The following is a 16,354-nucleotide window of genomic DNA, read 5'->3' as shown; positions in this document are numbered from 1 at the left end:
CAAAAACGCAATTTGAAACTAACCTCATACCCTACACAAGAAAAAAGCTGGAGGCTTGGGCTGTGCAAGAATACGTACTGTGGTATCAAGAACTGGGCATGCATGATGTGGGTCGCGTAGGCGGCAAAAATGCATCATTAGGCGAGATGATTTCAAACCTGGCAAATGCCGGCGTACAGGTGCCAGGCGGCTTTGCAACTACCGCCGAAGCGTTTAACGAGTTTTTAGAGCAAAGTGGCCTAGAAGCGCGAATCCACGAAGTATTAGATTCTTTAGACGTAGATGACGTAAACGCGTTAACTGAAGCAGGCAAAAACATACGCCAGTGGATCATCGATACGCCATTCCAGCCTCAATTAGAAGATGCTATTAAAGATGCATTCGTGAAACTACAAGGTGACGCTGGCGAAGAAGCGTCGTTTGCAGTTCGCTCATCGGCGACAGCAGAAGATATGCCTGATGCCTCATTTGCAGGACAACAAGAAACGTTTCTTAACGTGAAAGGCTACGACGCGGTGCTTGTTGCTATTAAACATGTTTTCGCGTCATTGTTTAACGACCGCGCTATTTCTTATCGCGTACACCAAGGTTACGACCACAAAGGTGTAGCACTTTCTGCTGGTATTCAGCGCATGGTGCGAAGCGACATTGCATCTTCAGGTGTAATGTTTACCATCGATACCGAATCTGGTTTTGAAGACGTTGTGTTTATCACAAGTTCTTACGGTCTCGGTGAAATGGTAGTACAAGGTGCGGTAAACCCCGACGAGTTTTACGTTCATAAGCCAACACTAGATAAAGGCCTTCCGGCTATCGTTCGCCGTAACCTAGGCAGCAAGCTTACTAAGATGATTTACTCTGACGATGAATCACACGGCAAGCAAGTGTCGATTGTTGATATTGACGCGCAAGACAGCAAAACGTTCTCGCTTTCAGACGATGAAGTGCAAGAATTAGCAAAGCAGGCTCAAATTATTGAAAACCACTACAAGCGTCCAATGGACATTGAGTGGGCAAAAGACGGTGCAGACGGCAAGCTGTATATTGTGCAAGCGCGCCCTGAAACGGTACGCAGCCGTGAGGACTCTCAAAGTATCGAACGTTTCCAATTAAAAGGTCAGAGCAACATTATTGTTGAAGGCCGTGCAATTGGGCACAAAATTGGCGCTGGTGTAGCAAAAGTGCTTGAGTCTATTGAAGAGATGGACAAAATCCAAGCTGGCGATGTGCTAGTTACCGACATGACTGACCCAGACTGGGAACCTATTATGAAAAAGGCATCTGCGATTGTAACCAATCGTGGTGGCCGTACATGTCACGCGGCTATAATTGCTCGTGAACTCGGTATTCCTGCGGTAGTAGGTTGTGGTAACGCAACGGATACTATTAACACTGGCGACAAAATAACGGTTTCATGTGCTGAAGGCGACACCGGTTACATTTACGGTGACGAACTTGAGTTCGACGTTGTAACATCTCGCATCGATTCAATGCCTGATTTACCGCTAAAAGTGATGATGAACGTGGGTAACCCAGATCGCGCGTTCGACTTTGCGCGTTTGCCAAACGCAGGTGTTGGCCTAGCTCGTCTAGAATTCATTATCAACCGCATGATTGGTGTGCACCCTAAAGCGTTGCTTAATTTCGATAGTCAACCTGAAGAGTTGAAAGAAGAAATTAGCGATATGATTGCAGGTTACGCATCGCCTACCGAGTACTACATTGAAAAATTAGTAGAAGGTATTTCTACTATTGGCGCTGCATTCTCACCAGAGAAGGTAATTGTTCGTATGTCTGACTTTAAGTCGAACGAATACTTCAACCTTGTTGGTGGCTACCAGTACGAGCCAGATGAAGAAAACCCAATGTTGGGTTTCCGTGGTGCAAGCCGTTATATTTCTGAAGACTTCCGCGATTGTTTCGCACTTGAGTGTGAAGCTATTAAGCGTGTTCGTAACAAGATGGGCTTAACCAACGTTGAAATCATGATCCCATTTGTACGCACACTTGAAGAAGGCCGCAAGGTCATTGAACTGCTGGAAGAGCAGGGACTTAAGAAAGGCGAGAATGGACTTCGCATTATCATGATGTGTGAGTTACCTTCAAATGCGCTTCTTGCTGATCAGTTCTTAGACATTTTTGATGGATTCTCAATTGGTTCAAACGACCTTACACAGCTTACATTAGGTTTAGACAGAGACAGTGGCTTAATCGCGCATTTGTTTGACGAACGTGATGAAGCAGTAAAAGCGTTACTTTCTTTGGCTATCCAAGCTGCGAAGAAGCGTGGCAAATACGTAGGTATTTGTGGGCAAGGTCCATCTGACCATGAAGATTTTGCAGCATGGTTGGTAGCCGAAGGTATTGACTCAGTTTCACTTAACCCAGATACAGTGGTTGAAACTTGGTTATACCTTGCTGAGAAGCACGGCTAACACGTTTTACCAATCAAACTACTTATAAAAGGGACCTTCTAAGGTCCCTTTTTCATTTTATTTGAAATAAAATTACATTTCTCTCCTTGTGGTCTTAGTCCGCTTCTTTTCTGTTTTTATTTCTTTGGCGCTATATTTTTATTGGGTTGCAAGGGCTCTGGCTTAAAAAATAAACACTCTTTATGCTAATTATTAGATGACTTTTCGTTGTCAAAAATGTAACATTACAGGTGTGGTTACAGTTTTGGTTTTTTCCACTTTGTAACCGTGAAAAGAGAAGAATTTAATACCATCCATAACAAACTAGCAGCGTGGTTAAAGATATGGCACATACAGAAAGCAATGGTTTAGTAAACCCAACTGATGAATATCAAGTTCAACAGCGCACAGTAGCCGAGCAGCTAGCTGATGCACAGAAAGAAATTGATGAGCTAAAAATGCAGTTGTTATGGTTAGAGCGCGCCTACGAATAACAGCGCTTGAAAGCGGTATAATTGAAAAGGGCTAGCACGTGCTAGCCCTTTTTCGTTATGCCTTCAGCTGAGAGCCAATAGGCAGTTGTCTTATGCGTTTTCCACACGCTGCGAATATTGCGTTACACAAAGCTGGCGCATAAACCGGGGTTGCAGGCTCACCAACACCTGCGGGAGGTGCATCGCTCTGTACCACTTCAACTTCAATATCTAGCGGTGAGTCACTCATGCGTGGAACACGATAGTTGTGGAAGTTACTTTGCTGAACTCTTCCTTTATCAAAGGTGATCCCTTCGCTGATGGCTGTGGTGATGCCATACACAGAGCCGCCTTGAGTTTGGTTTTTCACTGTATCAGTATTTACTACCGTACCTGCGTCAATGGCAACCCAAGACTTTATAACTTTCAGATCGCCAGCATCCGACACTTCAACTTCTACTACCGTAGCTACATAGGTTAAGAAGCTCCTGTGTGCTGCAATGCCCAATCCACGGCCTTTTGGAACTTTGCGTCCCCAGCCCGCCATATCAGCTGCTTTTTCAATAACATGGCGTAAACGACTGGTGTCAAGAGGGTAAACCGCTTTGTCGCCCCAGTAGTTCATGTACTCAGCATCTTGCTTGGTAACGTCAATTATTCGGTCAGGACCAATGGCTTCTAGCAGGTAATCTTTACTGTCTTTTCCTGCCTTATGAGCGGCTTCATTAATAAAAGACTGCACGGCAAATGCGTGAAAGATATTTGAAACCGAACGCATCCAGCCTATACGAGCTTTTGCCGGCGCTTCGCCTCGCTCTAGTTTCATATTAGGCGTTAAAATAGGGTTGTCTGTAAAGCCTAAGTCTAATTCGAAGCTAAAGGGTGCATTGGCGCCTTCCTGAAAGGTTGATGCAATGGGCGAAAACGCTGTTCTATGGAGATAGGCATCAATTTTTCCGTCATCGTCCAGTGCGGCCTCAACATGTTGTGCTGAAACAGCGTGGTAGAAGCCATGCTGAATGTCGTCTTCTCGTGTCCACTGAACGCGTATGGCTTTTCCTGTTTTCATCGACAAATAAGCAGCTTCGGCAGAGAAGTCTGGCTTTGATTTACGACCGAACGCGCCGCCGAGCATAGTTACATGCACGTTAATCTTCTCTTTTTCCATGCCAACCATTGCACCTACCGTTTCCATATCGGCTTGTGGGTTTTGCGTTGCTGCCCATACATCTACATGGTCTTTATAATACATCGCGGTGGCACACGGTGGCTCCATAGGCGCTTGAGCAAGGTGCGGCATATAGTAGTCTGCAATTAACTTATCGCTGGCAGATGCCAATACGCTCATGGCATCACCTTTTTCACGCACATGGGCTTGAGGGCCGTTTACGGTGTTTAGCAATGACGCTTTGAATGCATCTGAGTTGTAATCAGCATTCGCACCGTCGTTCCATTGCGCGTTAAGTGCTGTACGGCCTTGCCATGCTGACCATGTGTTTTTTGCAATTACCGCTACACCACCTTTGGGTTGGAACTGCGGTGCACCTTTAGGAGCCGGAATTTCGATAACGTCCACTACACCGGGCATCGCTTTTACGGTATCTGCATCAAACGATTTCACCTTGCCGCCCACCACTGGAGGCCGCTCAATTATTGCGACAAGCGCGCTAGGCTCTCTAACGTCGGCCGCAAAGGTGGCTTTACCCGTAACGATGTCGTTCAGGTCGATGTGCGCCATACCGGTGTTTATATATCGCCATTCTTTACGGCTTTTAAGTGTTAGTTTTTCTGGTTCAGGTGGCGTTATGTTTAATGCATCATCAATTAAATCTTTATAGGCAATAACTTTGCCTGACGTATGGGTAACTTGATGCTGCTCTGCCTTACAGGTATTGGGCTCAACACCCCAGCGGTTCGCGGCTGCGTGTTGCATCATATAGCGCACGCTGGCACCCATTTCGCGTAGGCGTTGCATGTTAAATCGAATACTGCGCGACCCATCGGTATTTTGGTCGCCGTATTTAGGGTCGCCTTTGCCTTGGATAACGATAATGTTATCCCACTTGGCTTCCATTTCGTCTGCAACTATTTGCGCTATGGCAGTACGAATTTGCTGTCCCATTTCTGAGCGATGACACGTAATTTCAACCATGCCATCAGGACGTAATGCAATAAATAAGTTCGCACGTTTGGCGTCTTCTGCAGGTTTTGTAAGTACACCCGCCATTGCCCGCGGTGCACCGCCAACGAAGTAAGTGCCTAGAACAAGTGCGCCAGCCGCAGCTGTAGACTTTAAAAAGCTTCGGCGGTTCATGTCGAAATAAGTATTCTTGCTCATGCTTCTTCTCCCATCGTTTTAGGGTTGAAGATATTCACGCCTGCTGATGCGGCAATGGATTTCGATGCACTTTTAATGGCTTTGTGTATTCGGGGGTAGGTACCACAACGACAAATATTGCCCGACATGTTCTGTACAATTTCATCATCAGTTGGCGTTGGGTTGGTTGCCAGCAAACTCGCTGCTTGCATAATTTGCCCACATTGACAGAATCCGCATTGAGGCACTTTATGTTCTACCCACGCCTGCTGAACTGGGTGGCTGCCGTCTTCACTAAGCCCTTCAATAGTTGTGATTTTTCGATTTTCCACAGCGGAAAGAGGTAGAACACATGAACGCTGAGCCATGCCGTCAATGTGCACTGTGCAGGCGCCGCATTGTGCCATGCCGCACCCAAACTTTGGCCCTGTTAAATTAAGTTCGTCGCGCAGATACCACAGTACTGGCGTTGACGGATCGCCTTCAAATTCATGTTTCTTGCCGTTAACGGTAAACGTAATCATGGTCTTGTCTCCATATGTAAAACGCACCTATGCTCTACCCAAGCCTACGTTAAACAACGAAGAACATAGCGAAGCGATTACATTGCCTGATTGATAGTACTTTTTTCGGAAGGGCTATATTGATTTTATTGTTAGCCATACTTTTTCTACGGTAACACGCTGGTGCAACTAAGGTATAGACTTTAGATTAAGCGTTTGGCTGATGCGACAAAATGGCCCAGATTTTAGTGAGAAAACACATTGAATAAAAAGAAAGAGAGAAAGAGAGTAAACAAGCAAACAGGCGTATGGGAGAAACAGCAAACAGTAGAGTTAAGTAAAAATCGACCGAAGGTGTAAGCAGAAAAGGTGAGTGAAAAGCGACTTTATTGATTGGGTGTAAAAATAAGGTGTAAAAAGGCGCTTTGGTTTAAGCAGACGAAGATAGCCTGCTTATCTTAGCTTTCTTTGGAGCAAAAATCTGTCTAGTTTACGCGCACCTAAGGTCATCGAACGTTGACTGTGCTTAAGCCAACCGCGCGCTCTAGGCCAATCGTAGCTAAGCATTACCAATCCGCCTATCACCAACAAGATAGAGCCGGGCAGTAAGGTAAGAACAATGCCGCTAATGAAAAGTAGCGCACCTAATGTCAGTCTTAAAATTTTCATTTTTCATTCTCTCTTAGCTTCGCCCTAACAAACACGGCAGGCCTTTACTTCACTAATAATGATGCAAACTTGCCAGATTGCCAATGACTAAAATGTAAATGTTTGTCTATTTTGCGGGTAAATTCGGCGTTACCTATCTAATTTGAACAAAATATCAGCGTTCAATAAGAGTAAACGAGGGATATAGCGGTTTGATATGGAAAGCGCGCTCGAAATACAGTACAACATGAAGATGTGTTTTGGAATCGCATGTATAAAAAGTCACTGCGACCATTCAAGCCTGAATAAGTAGAAGAGAGAAAAAATGGCAGACCAACAGCAACCAATAACAGAAGAGCAGCGCGCGGAGTGGGTGCGAGCACAGTTCCAAAAAGCAAACAAACATTTAGCCGAAAACGGGGTTCTTTTCGATACCGTTATCACCGAAGAAAGCCGTTATCTGTTGCCTTATCTTGCGGTATGGAAAGTGCGTGCAATGGACGGAAAACTGTTTTGGGTGATTAGTGGCGACTTGCCAACAGATTTTACATCAGTGGAGAATGCGTCAGACGCAAAAACAGTGTTAAGACACTTTGCGATGACATGGCAGCTTAAAGCCGAAAACTTGAAAAACGCTGAAGGCGCAGACGAGAAGCAAATTGAGTTTGCTGAGTTACTGGAAAACCGTGCAGAAAGCCTATTCACAATGCAAAACGCAGCGCAGCTTTGGAGTTAAATTCTCGCACCATTAAGTGTTTTAGGCATACTTAATGGTGCCAGTAATGATAATTAGTGAAGTTGAGTTACGTCGGGCAATGGAAAGCGTTCTGCAGGACAAGCTAAACGTTGTCGTGGTACGCCTGCGTCCATAAATACCTGCCCGTCGGGTTTAAAACCAATAGATTGGTGATAAGAAACGCTTTCTAGATTACACACAACCTTAACCATAGGTACGTGTTTTTCCTTTGCCGCGTCGATTAAAGCGGCAAATAAAGCGCGATAAACATCGAGCGTTCTGTGACAACGCTTGACCGCAATACGGCCAAGCTCGCCTTGTTGTGTTAAACGTCCGGTAGCAATGGGCTCATCATTATCTGAGACAATAAGTACGTGACTTGCCGATGAGTCTTCGCTATCAAACTCACTCGTCTCAGGCACTCGCCACTCCAACACAAATACGTGTTCCCTCAATGCTTTTAGTCGATGTTTATCCTTCTCCCATTCGACGTTTTCAATCTTAAACGCCATGACGCCTTGCTACCCCTCATACCATTCCCAATAACCATTGTTTAAAAGTGTAGTTAAGGTTTCTAAAAATGTAAAAGAAGGGGCATCTTGACAACATGTTGCGTTTAAAACATTGCCAGAGGCTAATGCTTCAAACCATTCACTGTCAGTTTTTGCAAAGTTAAATTGTGTTCCGTTTACAAACATTGCTCTAGGGAGTCCGTGTTTTCCTTCAGTGATTAAGGCACGGACGCCGGGTGCAGGCGCAAAGCTTATGCCTGCAGCAAACTCGTTAGAAACTTGTTGTAGCGTTACTTCAGTGTCGAGTGGATATTCAGGGATACCCTGCTCACTCATTGCCTCTAAAAGGGCATGGGTAAAACCATCACTGTTAATTGCGTTTATAAGCTGTAATTTAAGCGCAGTTACATCGTTTTGAGATACAAGATATGGCGCGCGTTGGGGGGCTCGCTTAGGATCAGAATAGCGGTGCTGCGCCTCACCTCTGTCTAACATCATCGCCAAACTTTCGGCAAGCTGTAAGTTATCAGGTGCACGATAGCCAACAGAGTAGGTAAGGCTATCTGCTATCGTTTCTCCATCATGGGGCCAACCTGGCGGCACATACACCACATCTCCAGGCTCTACCACAACATCTATTATTGGTTCGAAACCTTCAATTTGACGAAGTTTAGGGTGGGGCAGTATTTCAGCGTAATTATCGGGCTTACCCACACGCCAACGACGTTTTCCTTTGCCTTGAACTAGGAACACATCGTATTGATCGATGTGTGGGCCAACGCCAGCCCCTTGGGTTGCATAACTTACCATCAAATCATCAAGTCGCCAGTGCGGTATAAAATTAAATGGTGTCATAATGGGCGTAACATCGTGTATATACTTATCAACACCTTGTACTAGTAGTGTCCATTGGCCCTTGCAAGCTTGGTCGAAGTCTTCAATTGGCCCTTGTGCTACATCCCATTGTCCATTTGTATTGCTCACAATACGTGAATCAACTTCCGCTTCTTGCGCAAGACCAGCAAGGTCATTTTCATCAACGGGATCAACGAAGTTTGGAAAAAAGCGCTTTATAACAACGGGCTTCTGTTGCCAATACTCAGATAGGAAGGTGTCTCTATCAAAGTGTTCTAGATACAGGTTATTCATAAATGTCATCAGTTTGTGATAAGTCCTCAATTACGCGGCATTATCAGTGAAAGGGGCGTGGTTTTCCACCTTGTACACGTGCAATTGATGCAAGAGACGAAAAAGGAGGGCTTAATTTTTTGTTGAATGCCCTTAGCTTTGTATCAGTAAGCGTTGATGCTGCATTAACCACCACCTTGGCAACTAAGTCTCCACTTTTTGTATTAAAAGTATGGTTGCTACACTCATCCTTGCAAGCTTTCGGCAAATTATTAAACGTAGTCGTACACAGGGCAGTACTACCTGGTAATGTGTATTGTTCTAGCATGGCCGCTTTGTTTATCGTCTTGCCCCAAATATCACCGTGTTTTAAATGGGGAGCTGCGTTGCTTAAGAATACATTTCCCTGTGCAATTCCAATGCGTAGTCTAATGTCTGAAGTACTCTGTTTCGCTATTTCATTAGCAACAATATGCGCACGATGGGCGAAGCTGAAGGCCGACGTTGCTTTTCCATAATTGTCGCGAAAAGGGGAAGTAGCGGTATCGTAATTGTGGCTTACAAAAACGATTTGATCGCCGTTCGTTTTAAGAGTGTATAAACCGAAGTAGACCGCAGAAGCCTGTAACCGTTTGAATAGGTTAAATGTATTGGCATAAGCAGCATACTCGCCTAAGGCTTTTATTAACGCCTGCGAGTTGGTTATGTCGATAAAGATAACCACAACGTCGCGTATTTTTATTAACCTCGGACACGTTTGAAGTGTGAATCTATTGCTTAACAAGCGAAAAGTCATGACCTCGTTCCTTGAGCACAAAAAAACGCGGTCTAATTGACCGCGCTTTTCAGTATATGACCTTTTGACGTGTATTATAACTGGTCAACAAGCCTGATTGCATCACCAATATAAGTGGCTGGTGTAAGTGCTTTAAGCTCTGTTTTCGCGCTTTCAGGCATGTCTAGGTTATCGATAAATTCTGCAATAACCTGTGCATTTACTTTTTTGCCTCGCGTCAGCTCTTTTAGCTTTTCATATGGTTTTTCAATTCCGTAACGGCGCATTACCGTTTGAATTGGCTCGGCAAGAAGTTCCCAGTTGTTGTCTAACTCATCAGCTAGGCTTTTCTCGTTTACTTCTAACTTGCTAATGCCTTTAAGCGTTGCTTGATAAGCGATAACTGCATAGCCTACACCTACGCCTAAGTTACGAAGCACGGTCGAGTCGGTTAGATCACGCTGCCAGCGTGAAATAGGAAGCTTTGCTGCTAGGTGGTCAAAAATGGCATTCGCTAATCCTAAATTACCTTCTGAGTTTTCGAAGTCGATAGGGTTCACTTTATGTGGCATGGTTGAAGAGCCAATTTCGCCTGCAACGGTTTTTTGCTTGAAATGACCAAGTGCAATATAACCCCAAACATCGCGGTCGAAGTCGATAAGGATGGTGTTAAATCGAGCGATTGCGTCAAACATTTCCGCAATATAGTCATGAGGCTCTATTTGCGTAGTGAATGGGTTCCACGTCAAGCCTAGTGATGTAACAAAGCTTTCTGAAACTGCGTGCCAATCAATATCTTTATATGCTGAAAGGTGAGCATTGTAATTGCCCACAGCACCGTTAATTTTACCTAGTAGTTCCACGTTGGCAATTTGGCTACGCTGACGCTTTAAGCGAATGGCAACGTTTGCCATTTCTTTGCCCATTGTAGTCGGTGATGCCGGCTGGCCGTGAGTACGTGCCATCATAGGAACGTTTTGATAGCGTTTTGCAAGCTCAACTAGTGCATCAACAAGCTTGTCGCAATAAGGAAGAATAACCGTTTCACGTGCTTCGTTAAGCATTAGGCCGTGAGAAAGGTTGTTGATATCTTCTGATGTACAAGCGAAGTGAATAAACTCGTTAACCGCTGAAAGTTCGCTGTTATCAGCAACTTTCTCTTTAAGGAAGTATTCAACCGCTTTTACATCGTGGTTTGTGGTGCGCTCAATTTCTTTGATACGCATTGCATCGTCAACACTGAACTCAGCTACAATTTTATCTAACAATGCGTTTGAGGAGTCTGAGAAGGCAGGAACTTCTTCAATTTGTGGGTTTGTAGACAGCATCTGTAACCAACGTACTTCTACTTCTACACGGTATTTTAGTAAGCCGTATTCGCTAAAAATGCTGCGTAATTCTACGCTTTTACCGGCATAACGACCATCGACAGGGGAAATTGCAGTTAACTGACTCAGTTCCACCTTGAGCTCCTCACTAGTTTATTAATCGTAGTGCTTTAACAGCACTGTTAAGAATGTGTTTGCGTTTAAATAAAATATTTCTTCTTTTTCCACCCATTTGACGCCACATTACCGCAGCGCGAACGCCAGCAAGCAGGATAGCCCTTACTTTGTGCTGGGTTGCAGGTTGGCTTAAATAGTCGGGATTACCGGCTACTTGAATTCTAGGTGCAAGCGGGCTGATGATGTCGCTGTAAATACTAGCTAAAGACGACACAATTTGTGGGCTTTGAAAATCGATGTGAGCGAGTTGTCGCTGGACATGAGAAATGCGCTCTGCCAACTCTTGCATGGCCTTGGGTTTTTTAGCTAGTTTTCTCTCAAGCCCAAGTATGCTTGCTACGTAGCGGGTAAGTTCAGTATCTTTTGTTGCTTGTTTGTCTGACAGCTGAGTTGCAAGCGTGGTGTAGCCAAGTTTAAGGTTACTTAGTTTACCAAAAACTTGCTGTGGCGTATCGGCGTCTGTTACCAAAATGCTCGACAAACTAGCCTCTAGGGCCTCTTCGTCTGTGTTGCCTCGTCGCGCAAGCTGCTGTACTAAAGCAGCAGCCTGACATACACCCGCTAACGCGAGATTGTTTTCAATATCTGTGTCTAACATTAACGAATATAACTCTCAATAATACCGCCGCCAAGGCATACTTCATCTATATAAAATACGGCAGATTGACCAGGCGTAACGGCTTTTTGAGGCTCGTCAAAAACCACTTCAATAGTGTCGGTGTCTATTGGTGTGATGGTACAAGGAATATCGGCTTGACGATAACGCGTTTTAACCACAGCACGTTTAGGCTCTGTGATAGTTTCTCTGTCTACCCAGTGCAGCTGTTTAGCTATAAGCCCTTTAGAATAGAGTCTTGGATGATCTGCGCCTTGACCAACAATAAGCACGTTTCGCGCTACGTCTTTGTCAACTACATACCATGGATCATCGCCATACTTTGCAAGGCCACCGATGTGTAAGCCTTTACGTTGGCCTAATGTGTGATACATCAACCCTTCGTGCTGGCCAATTTCTTCGCCTTCAGCGGTTTCAATAACACCAGGCTGTGCAGGTAAATAACGTGCCAGAAAATCTTTAAATTTACGCTCGCCAATAAAGCAGATGCCGGTTGAATCTTTTTTGTCGTGCGTAATAAGTCCTTGCTCTTCAGCAATCTTACGAACCAGAGGTTTCTCAATATCTCCAACTGGGAAAAGCGTTTTTGCAACGTGCTCTTCACCAAGGGTATACAGGAAATAGCTTTGGTCTTTGTTGTTATCAAGACCACGTAGCATTTGCCACTTACCGTCTACTTCACGACGCTGCACATAATGGCCTGTGGCGATGTAGTCGGCGCCTAAATCTTCAGCGGCAAACTCAAGAAACGCTTTAAACTTAATTTCTTTGTTGCACATAATATCTGGGTTTGGCGTGCGGCCCGCTTTGTATTCCTCTAGGAAATATTCAAAAACGTTGTCCCAGTATTCTGCGGCGAAATTAATGGTGTGGAGTTCAATGCCGAGCTTATCAGCCACAGCTTGAGCATCTTTCAAGTCTTCTGCAGCGGCGCAGTATTCGTCGTTGTCATCTTCTTCCCAGTTCTTCATGAAAAGACCTTCAACCTGATATCCCTGCTGTTGTAGCAGATAGGCTGAAACGGACGAGTCAACCCCGCCAGACATACCAACGATCACTTTTTTGCTTGCATTAGATTCAATATCACTCACTACGTATTGCACACTCAATTAATGTTTAAGGATTGAAGAAAGTAAGGGCCTAAAAACGTTTTTCAAGCAACTATTCTCAAGCTCTTATTTTTAATCTTATAAAAGCAATACACTTAACCCGAATTAAAAAGTTGCCGTTAAGTGTTTGTGCGCCTAGTTTTGCTATGCAATCGAACGTGTTAGTACTGCTGCGAAAGCTAAAATGATGCTGCTTCATCGATGCATTAGTTAAGCGTAAACAGGCCTGCTTTTTGAGGTCGCGGATTTTACCAGATAATACGTGTTAATTCACATGTTATCTGGCATAAAATATACCCACTAAAATACAACGTATTGGCCGTTTTCAATCCCGTCTATTGTCCAGTTCCCTACTCGGTAGCGTATGAGTCGCAACGTAGGGTAGCCTACGTGTGCTGTCATGCGACGAACCTGGCGGTTTTTTCCTTCAGAGATGGTAATCGATAGCCAACTGGTGGGAATAGACTGTCTGAATCGAACGGGGGGCGTTCGTTCCCAAACTTGTGGTGGGTCCATGCGCTTCACTTTAGCGGGCTGCGTTAACCCATCTTTTAAATCAACCCCTTTGCGTAATGCATCGATAGCGGCATCGTCGGGTATGCCTTCTACTTGTACCCAGTAGGTCTTACTGGTTTTAGCTTTTGGATTGGCAAGTTTGTGCTGTAACTTGCCATCATTGGTTAATACCAATAGGCCTTCTGAATCTCTATCGAGTCTTCCTGCCGCATAAACCTCTGGAATATCGATATAGTCTTTCAAGGTTTCACGCCCGTCGGCGTCAGTAAACTGCGAGAGAACTTGAAACGGTTTATTGAATAAAACCACTTTGGTTTCAGTGGACATGGTATTTCCGTGTTAAATAGATTGAGGACATCATTATGGTATCACGTTGCATATTCTCTGTTGAGCCAAGGGTTATCCGTTAGTTTCTATATGAAGTTTGTCGACAAAATCGTTGATCTTATATGTTAAGACAATGGTATGACTTGTAACTAAAACTTTCGACCCTATACTATTCAACGCAGCCAACAATTATAGGTTGCGCATTCGTGCGTTTATTGTGCAGTTATCGGTAGGGAAGCCCCTTAAATAGTAGGTAGTACCAACCTTTAAGAGGGCTAAAAGGCGATAGAAAGGAGCGCAGCAAAGCACGAGGACGATAATGGCAAGATACATAATGTAGCGTAAAAATAATGCGCTTATCGTTAGTAACAAGCAAAAATTTCGTATCGCAATGACTTTGGGCGCATTACGCCAGTAATGCGGGTTGTTGCGACCCAATGGACTAAAAAACGGCAGCACGCTGTCGACAAAATTGAGGTATATAATGACCAAGTCTAAGATCATTTACACGAAGACTGATGAAGCGCCAATGCTGGCGACGTATTCTTTCCTTCCTATTATTCAGAAGTTTGCTTCTGCAGCTGATATCGACATTGAATTAAGCGATATATCACTTGCAGCTCGAGTACTTGCAAACTTCCCTGAATTTTTAACTGAAGAGCAAAGAGTACCTGACGCCCTAGCTGAATTGGGGGAAATGACACAAGACCCTAACGCTAACATCATCAAGCTTCCAAATATCAGTGCCTCAATTCCACAGCTTCGTGCAACCATCAAAGAATTAAATGATAAGGGCTTTAATGTTCCTGCATTCCCTGATTCACCAAAAACTGCTGAAGATGAAGAAATTCGTGAGCGTTACGGAAAAGTATTAGGTAGTGCAGTAAACCCGGTTTTACGTGAAGGTAACTCTGACCGTCGTGCACCAACAGCAGTTAAAAACTACGCACGCAAACACCCGCATTCAATGGGTGAGTGGTCTCAAGCATCTCGTTCACACGTAGCGCACATGCGCGGTGGCGACTTCTACTCTGGTGAGAAATCAGTAACGGTTGAAAAAGACGGTCACGTAAGCATCGAGTTCACTGGCAAAGACGGTAGCAAGAAAACCCTTAAGCCTCGCGTAGACTTGCTTGCTGGAGAAGTTATCGACGGCATGTTCATGAGCAAAAAGGCGCTTTGCGAATTCTTCGAAGAGCAAATTGAAGATGCGAAGAACACCGGCGTGCTTTTCTCTTTACACGTAAAAGCGACCATGATGAAGGTGTCTCACCCAATCGTATTCGGTCACTGTGTAAAAGTATTCTATAAAGATTTGTTCGACAAGTGGGGCGATTTGTTTGAAGAGTTAGGCGTTAATCCTAACAATGGTCTTGGTAGCGTTTACGACAAAATTGCAAGCCTACCTGAGAGCCAGCGTTCTGAAATTCAAAAAGACATCAACGCGTGTTATGCAGACCGTCCGCCAATTGCGATGGTTAACTCTGACAAAGGCATCTCGAACCTTCACGTACCAAGTGACGTAATTGTGGATGCTTCTATGCCTGCTATGATCCGTAACTCTGGTCAAATGTGGGGACCAGATGGAAAGGCACACGACACCAAAGCGGTTATTCCTGAAAGTACCTATGCAACTATTTACCAAGAAGTTATCAACTTCTGTAAAACGCACGGTGCATTCGACCCAACAACCATGGGCACAGTGCCAAATGTTGGCCTAATGGCGCAAAAAGCAGAAGAGTACGGTTCACACGACAAAACGTTTGAACTAGAAGCAGACGGTACTGTGTCGATTGTTGACCAAGACGGCAACGTTCTTATTTCTCATGATGTTGAGGAAGGTGATATCTGGCGTATGTGTCAGGTGAAAGACGCACCTATTCAAGATTGGGTTAAGCTAGCGGTTACTCGTTCACGTCAATCAGGTATGCCTGCGGTGTTCTGGCTAGACGATGAGCGTGCTCACGATGCGCAGCTAATCAAGAAAGTTGAAAAGTACCTTCAAGACCACGATACAAACGGTCTAGACATTCAAATTATGTCGCCTGTGCGCGCTATTCGCTACAGCATGGAGCGAGCAATTCGCGGCTTAGACACTATTTCAGTAACGGGTAACGTACTTCGTGACTACCTTACTGACTTGTTCCCAATCCTAGAGCTTGGCACCAGTGCCAAAATGCTATCAATTGTTCCACTAATGGCTGGTGGCGGCCTTTATGAGACGGGCGCAGGCGGTAGTGCTCCTAAGCACGTGCAACAGTTCGTTGAAGAAGGTCACTTGCGTTGGGACTCACTAGGTGAATTCCTGGCTCTAGCCGTATCGCTTGAAGATGTTGCTATTAAGCACAGCAATACAAAAGCGAAAGTTATTGCTACAGCACTTGACAAAGCAACGGAAAAACTACTAAACAACGGTAAGTCTCCGCTTCGTAAAGCAGGTCAGTTAGATAACCGAGGTAGCCATGTTTACTTGGGTCTATACTGGGCTGAAGAAGTAGCAAACCAAACCGAAGACGCAGATCTAGCTGCGCAATTTAAGCCTGTTTACGAAGAGTTATCTGCGAAAATTGATGACATCTTAAAAGAGATTGATGCAACGCAGGGCAGCGCACAAGAAATTGGCGGTTACTACTACCCAGACGAAGACAAGCTTTTCGCAACCATGTCACCAAGTGCAACGCTTAAAGCAATTCTTAACGCTTAATTAAGCGGTTGTTGTGCACTAGTTGATAGTGTTAATTATTAAAAGCCCAGCACAATGTGCTGGGTTTTTTG

The 16,354-nt window shown here is 44.6% G+C and carries 14 protein-coding genes; 4 read left to right on the top strand and 10 right to left on the bottom strand.

Annotation, left to right across the window (positions count from 1 at the left end):
• Positions 1–62: 62 nt before the first annotated feature.
• Both ppsA and ACGHAV_RS16245 read left to right on the top strand, forming a co-directional pair.
• Complete coding sequence (gene ppsA / locus ACGHAV_RS16250; protein ID WP_390383041.1) at positions 63–2,435, top strand: phosphoenolpyruvate synthase; 2,373 nt, start codon at positions 63–65, stop codon at positions 2,433–2,435.
• A gap of 323 nt (positions 2,436–2,758) precedes the next feature.
• A complete protein-coding gene (locus tag ACGHAV_RS16245) occupies positions 2,759–2,908 on the top strand; it encodes a hypothetical protein (RefSeq protein ID WP_334014367.1) in 150 nt (49 codons plus the stop codon).
• Between the two features lie 55 nt (positions 2,909–2,963).
• Here the strand turns inward: ACGHAV_RS16245 and ACGHAV_RS16240 are convergent, their stop codons facing one another.
• The 3 genes from ACGHAV_RS16240 to ACGHAV_RS16230 form a co-directional block, all read right to left on the bottom strand.
• Complete coding sequence (locus tag ACGHAV_RS16240; protein ID WP_390383038.1) at positions 2,964–5,225, bottom strand: molybdopterin cofactor-binding domain-containing protein; 2,262 nt, start codon at positions 5,223–5,225, stop codon at positions 2,964–2,966.
• Positions 5,222–5,728 (bottom strand): (2Fe-2S)-binding protein, encoded by a 507-nt coding sequence (locus ACGHAV_RS16235; RefSeq protein WP_390383035.1) that lies wholly within the window; start codon positions 5,726–5,728, stop codon positions 5,222–5,224. Before ACGHAV_RS16235 ends, ACGHAV_RS16240 begins: the two co-directional genes overlap by 4 nt.
• A gap of 432 nt (positions 5,729–6,160) precedes the next feature.
• Positions 6,161–6,376, bottom strand: a complete 216-nt coding sequence (locus ACGHAV_RS16230) for a PGPGW domain-containing protein (RefSeq protein WP_390383032.1) — start codon at positions 6,374–6,376, stop codon at positions 6,161–6,163.
• Between the two features lie 304 nt (positions 6,377–6,680).
• On the opposite strand from ACGHAV_RS16230, the gene ACGHAV_RS16225 reads away from it, so the two are divergent.
• Positions 6,681–7,091, top strand: coding sequence for a DUF4826 family protein (locus ACGHAV_RS16225; protein WP_390383029.1), 411 nt, complete (start codon positions 6,681–6,683; stop codon positions 7,089–7,091).
• 53 nt (positions 7,092–7,144) lie between these two features.
• Here the strand turns inward: ACGHAV_RS16225 and ACGHAV_RS16220 are convergent, their stop codons facing one another.
• The 7 genes from ACGHAV_RS16220 to ACGHAV_RS16190 form a co-directional block, all read right to left on the bottom strand.
• Positions 7,145–7,603: a GNAT family N-acetyltransferase gene (locus tag ACGHAV_RS16220; protein WP_390383026.1), complete on the bottom strand. Its 459-nt coding sequence runs from the start codon at positions 7,601–7,603 to the stop codon at positions 7,145–7,147.
• Between the two features lie 9 nt (positions 7,604–7,612).
• Positions 7,613–8,761 carry a cupin domain-containing protein gene (locus tag ACGHAV_RS16215; protein ID WP_390383023.1) on the bottom strand — a complete coding sequence of 383 codons (1,149 nt, stop codon included), beginning with the start codon at positions 8,759–8,761 and terminating at the stop codon, positions 7,613–7,615.
• 34 nt (positions 8,762–8,795) lie between these two features.
• On the bottom strand, positions 8,796–9,527 hold the full coding sequence (locus ACGHAV_RS16210) for an adenylate/guanylate cyclase domain-containing protein (protein ID WP_390383020.1): 732 nt from the start codon (positions 9,525–9,527) through the stop codon (positions 8,796–8,798).
• A 74-nt stretch (positions 9,528–9,601) separates the two neighbouring features.
• A complete protein-coding gene (gene purB / locus ACGHAV_RS16205; RefSeq protein WP_390383018.1) occupies positions 9,602–10,969 on the bottom strand; it encodes an adenylosuccinate lyase in 1,368 nt (455 codons plus the stop codon).
• A gap of 13 nt (positions 10,970–10,982) precedes the next feature.
• Positions 10,983–11,609 (bottom strand): high frequency lysogenization protein HflD, encoded by a 627-nt coding sequence (gene hflD, locus ACGHAV_RS16200; RefSeq protein ID WP_390383015.1) that lies wholly within the window; start codon positions 11,607–11,609, stop codon positions 10,983–10,985.
• On the bottom strand, positions 11,609–12,718 hold the full coding sequence (mnmA, locus tag ACGHAV_RS16195) for a tRNA 2-thiouridine(34) synthase MnmA (RefSeq protein ID WP_390383012.1): 1,110 nt from the start codon (positions 12,716–12,718) through the stop codon (positions 11,609–11,611). Before mnmA ends, hflD begins: the two co-directional genes overlap by 1 nt.
• Positions 12,719–13,036: 318 nt before the next feature.
• Entirely contained in the window at positions 13,037–13,579 is a 543-nt protein-coding gene (locus ACGHAV_RS16190) for an rRNA large subunit pseudouridine synthase E (RefSeq protein ID WP_390383009.1), read from the bottom strand.
• A 484-nt stretch (positions 13,580–14,063) separates the two neighbouring features.
• Here ACGHAV_RS16190 and ACGHAV_RS16185 point away from each other — a divergent pair, with 484 nt between their 5' ends.
• Positions 14,064–16,283 (top strand): NADP-dependent isocitrate dehydrogenase, encoded by a 2,220-nt coding sequence (locus ACGHAV_RS16185; protein WP_390383006.1) that lies wholly within the window; start codon positions 14,064–14,066, stop codon positions 16,281–16,283.
• Positions 16,284–16,354: the final 71 nt, after the last annotated feature.

The sequence above is a fragment of the Alteromonas sp. MTD1 genome (assembly GCF_042848195.1).
In the GTDB taxonomy this organism is placed as follows: Bacteria; Pseudomonadota; Gammaproteobacteria; order Enterobacterales; family Alteromonadaceae; genus Alteromonas.
The sequence above is the reverse complement of the archived record's forward strand: the minus strand, read 5'-3'. Positions and strand labels throughout refer to the sequence as shown.

Coding starts and splice junctions, on each gene's coding strand:
- ACGHAV_RS16230 (WP_390383032.1), bottom strand. CDS start 6,376: ATGAAAATTTTAAGACTGACATTAGGTGCGCTACTTTTCATTAGCGGC.
- ACGHAV_RS16245 (WP_334014367.1), top strand. CDS start 2,759: ATGGCACATACAGAAAGCAATGGTTTAGTAAACCCAACTGATGAATAT.
- ACGHAV_RS16235 (WP_390383035.1), bottom strand. CDS start 5,728: ATGATTACGTTTACCGTTAACGGCAAGAAACATGAATTTGAAGGCGAT.
- ACGHAV_RS16220 (WP_390383026.1), bottom strand. CDS start 7,603: ATGGCGTTTAAGATTGAAAACGTCGAATGGGAGAAGGATAAACATCGA.
- ACGHAV_RS16185 (WP_390383006.1), top strand. CDS start 14,064: ATGACCAAGTCTAAGATCATTTACACGAAGACTGATGAAGCGCCAATG.
- hflD (WP_390383015.1), bottom strand. CDS start 11,609: ATGTTAGACACAGATATTGAAAACAATCTCGCGTTAGCGGGTGTATGT.
- ACGHAV_RS16225 (WP_390383029.1), top strand. CDS start 6,681: ATGGCAGACCAACAGCAACCAATAACAGAAGAGCAGCGCGCGGAGTGG.
- ACGHAV_RS16240 (WP_390383038.1), bottom strand. CDS start 5,225: ATGAGCAAGAATACTTATTTCGACATGAACCGCCGAAGCTTTTTAAAG.
- ACGHAV_RS16210 (WP_390383020.1), bottom strand. CDS start 9,527: ATGACTTTTCGCTTGTTAAGCAATAGATTCACACTTCAAACGTGTCCG.
- ACGHAV_RS16215 (WP_390383023.1), bottom strand. CDS start 8,761: ATGACATTTATGAATAACCTGTATCTAGAACACTTTGATAGAGACACC.
- ACGHAV_RS16190 (WP_390383009.1), bottom strand. CDS start 13,579: ATGTCCACTGAAACCAAAGTGGTTTTATTCAATAAACCGTTTCAAGTT.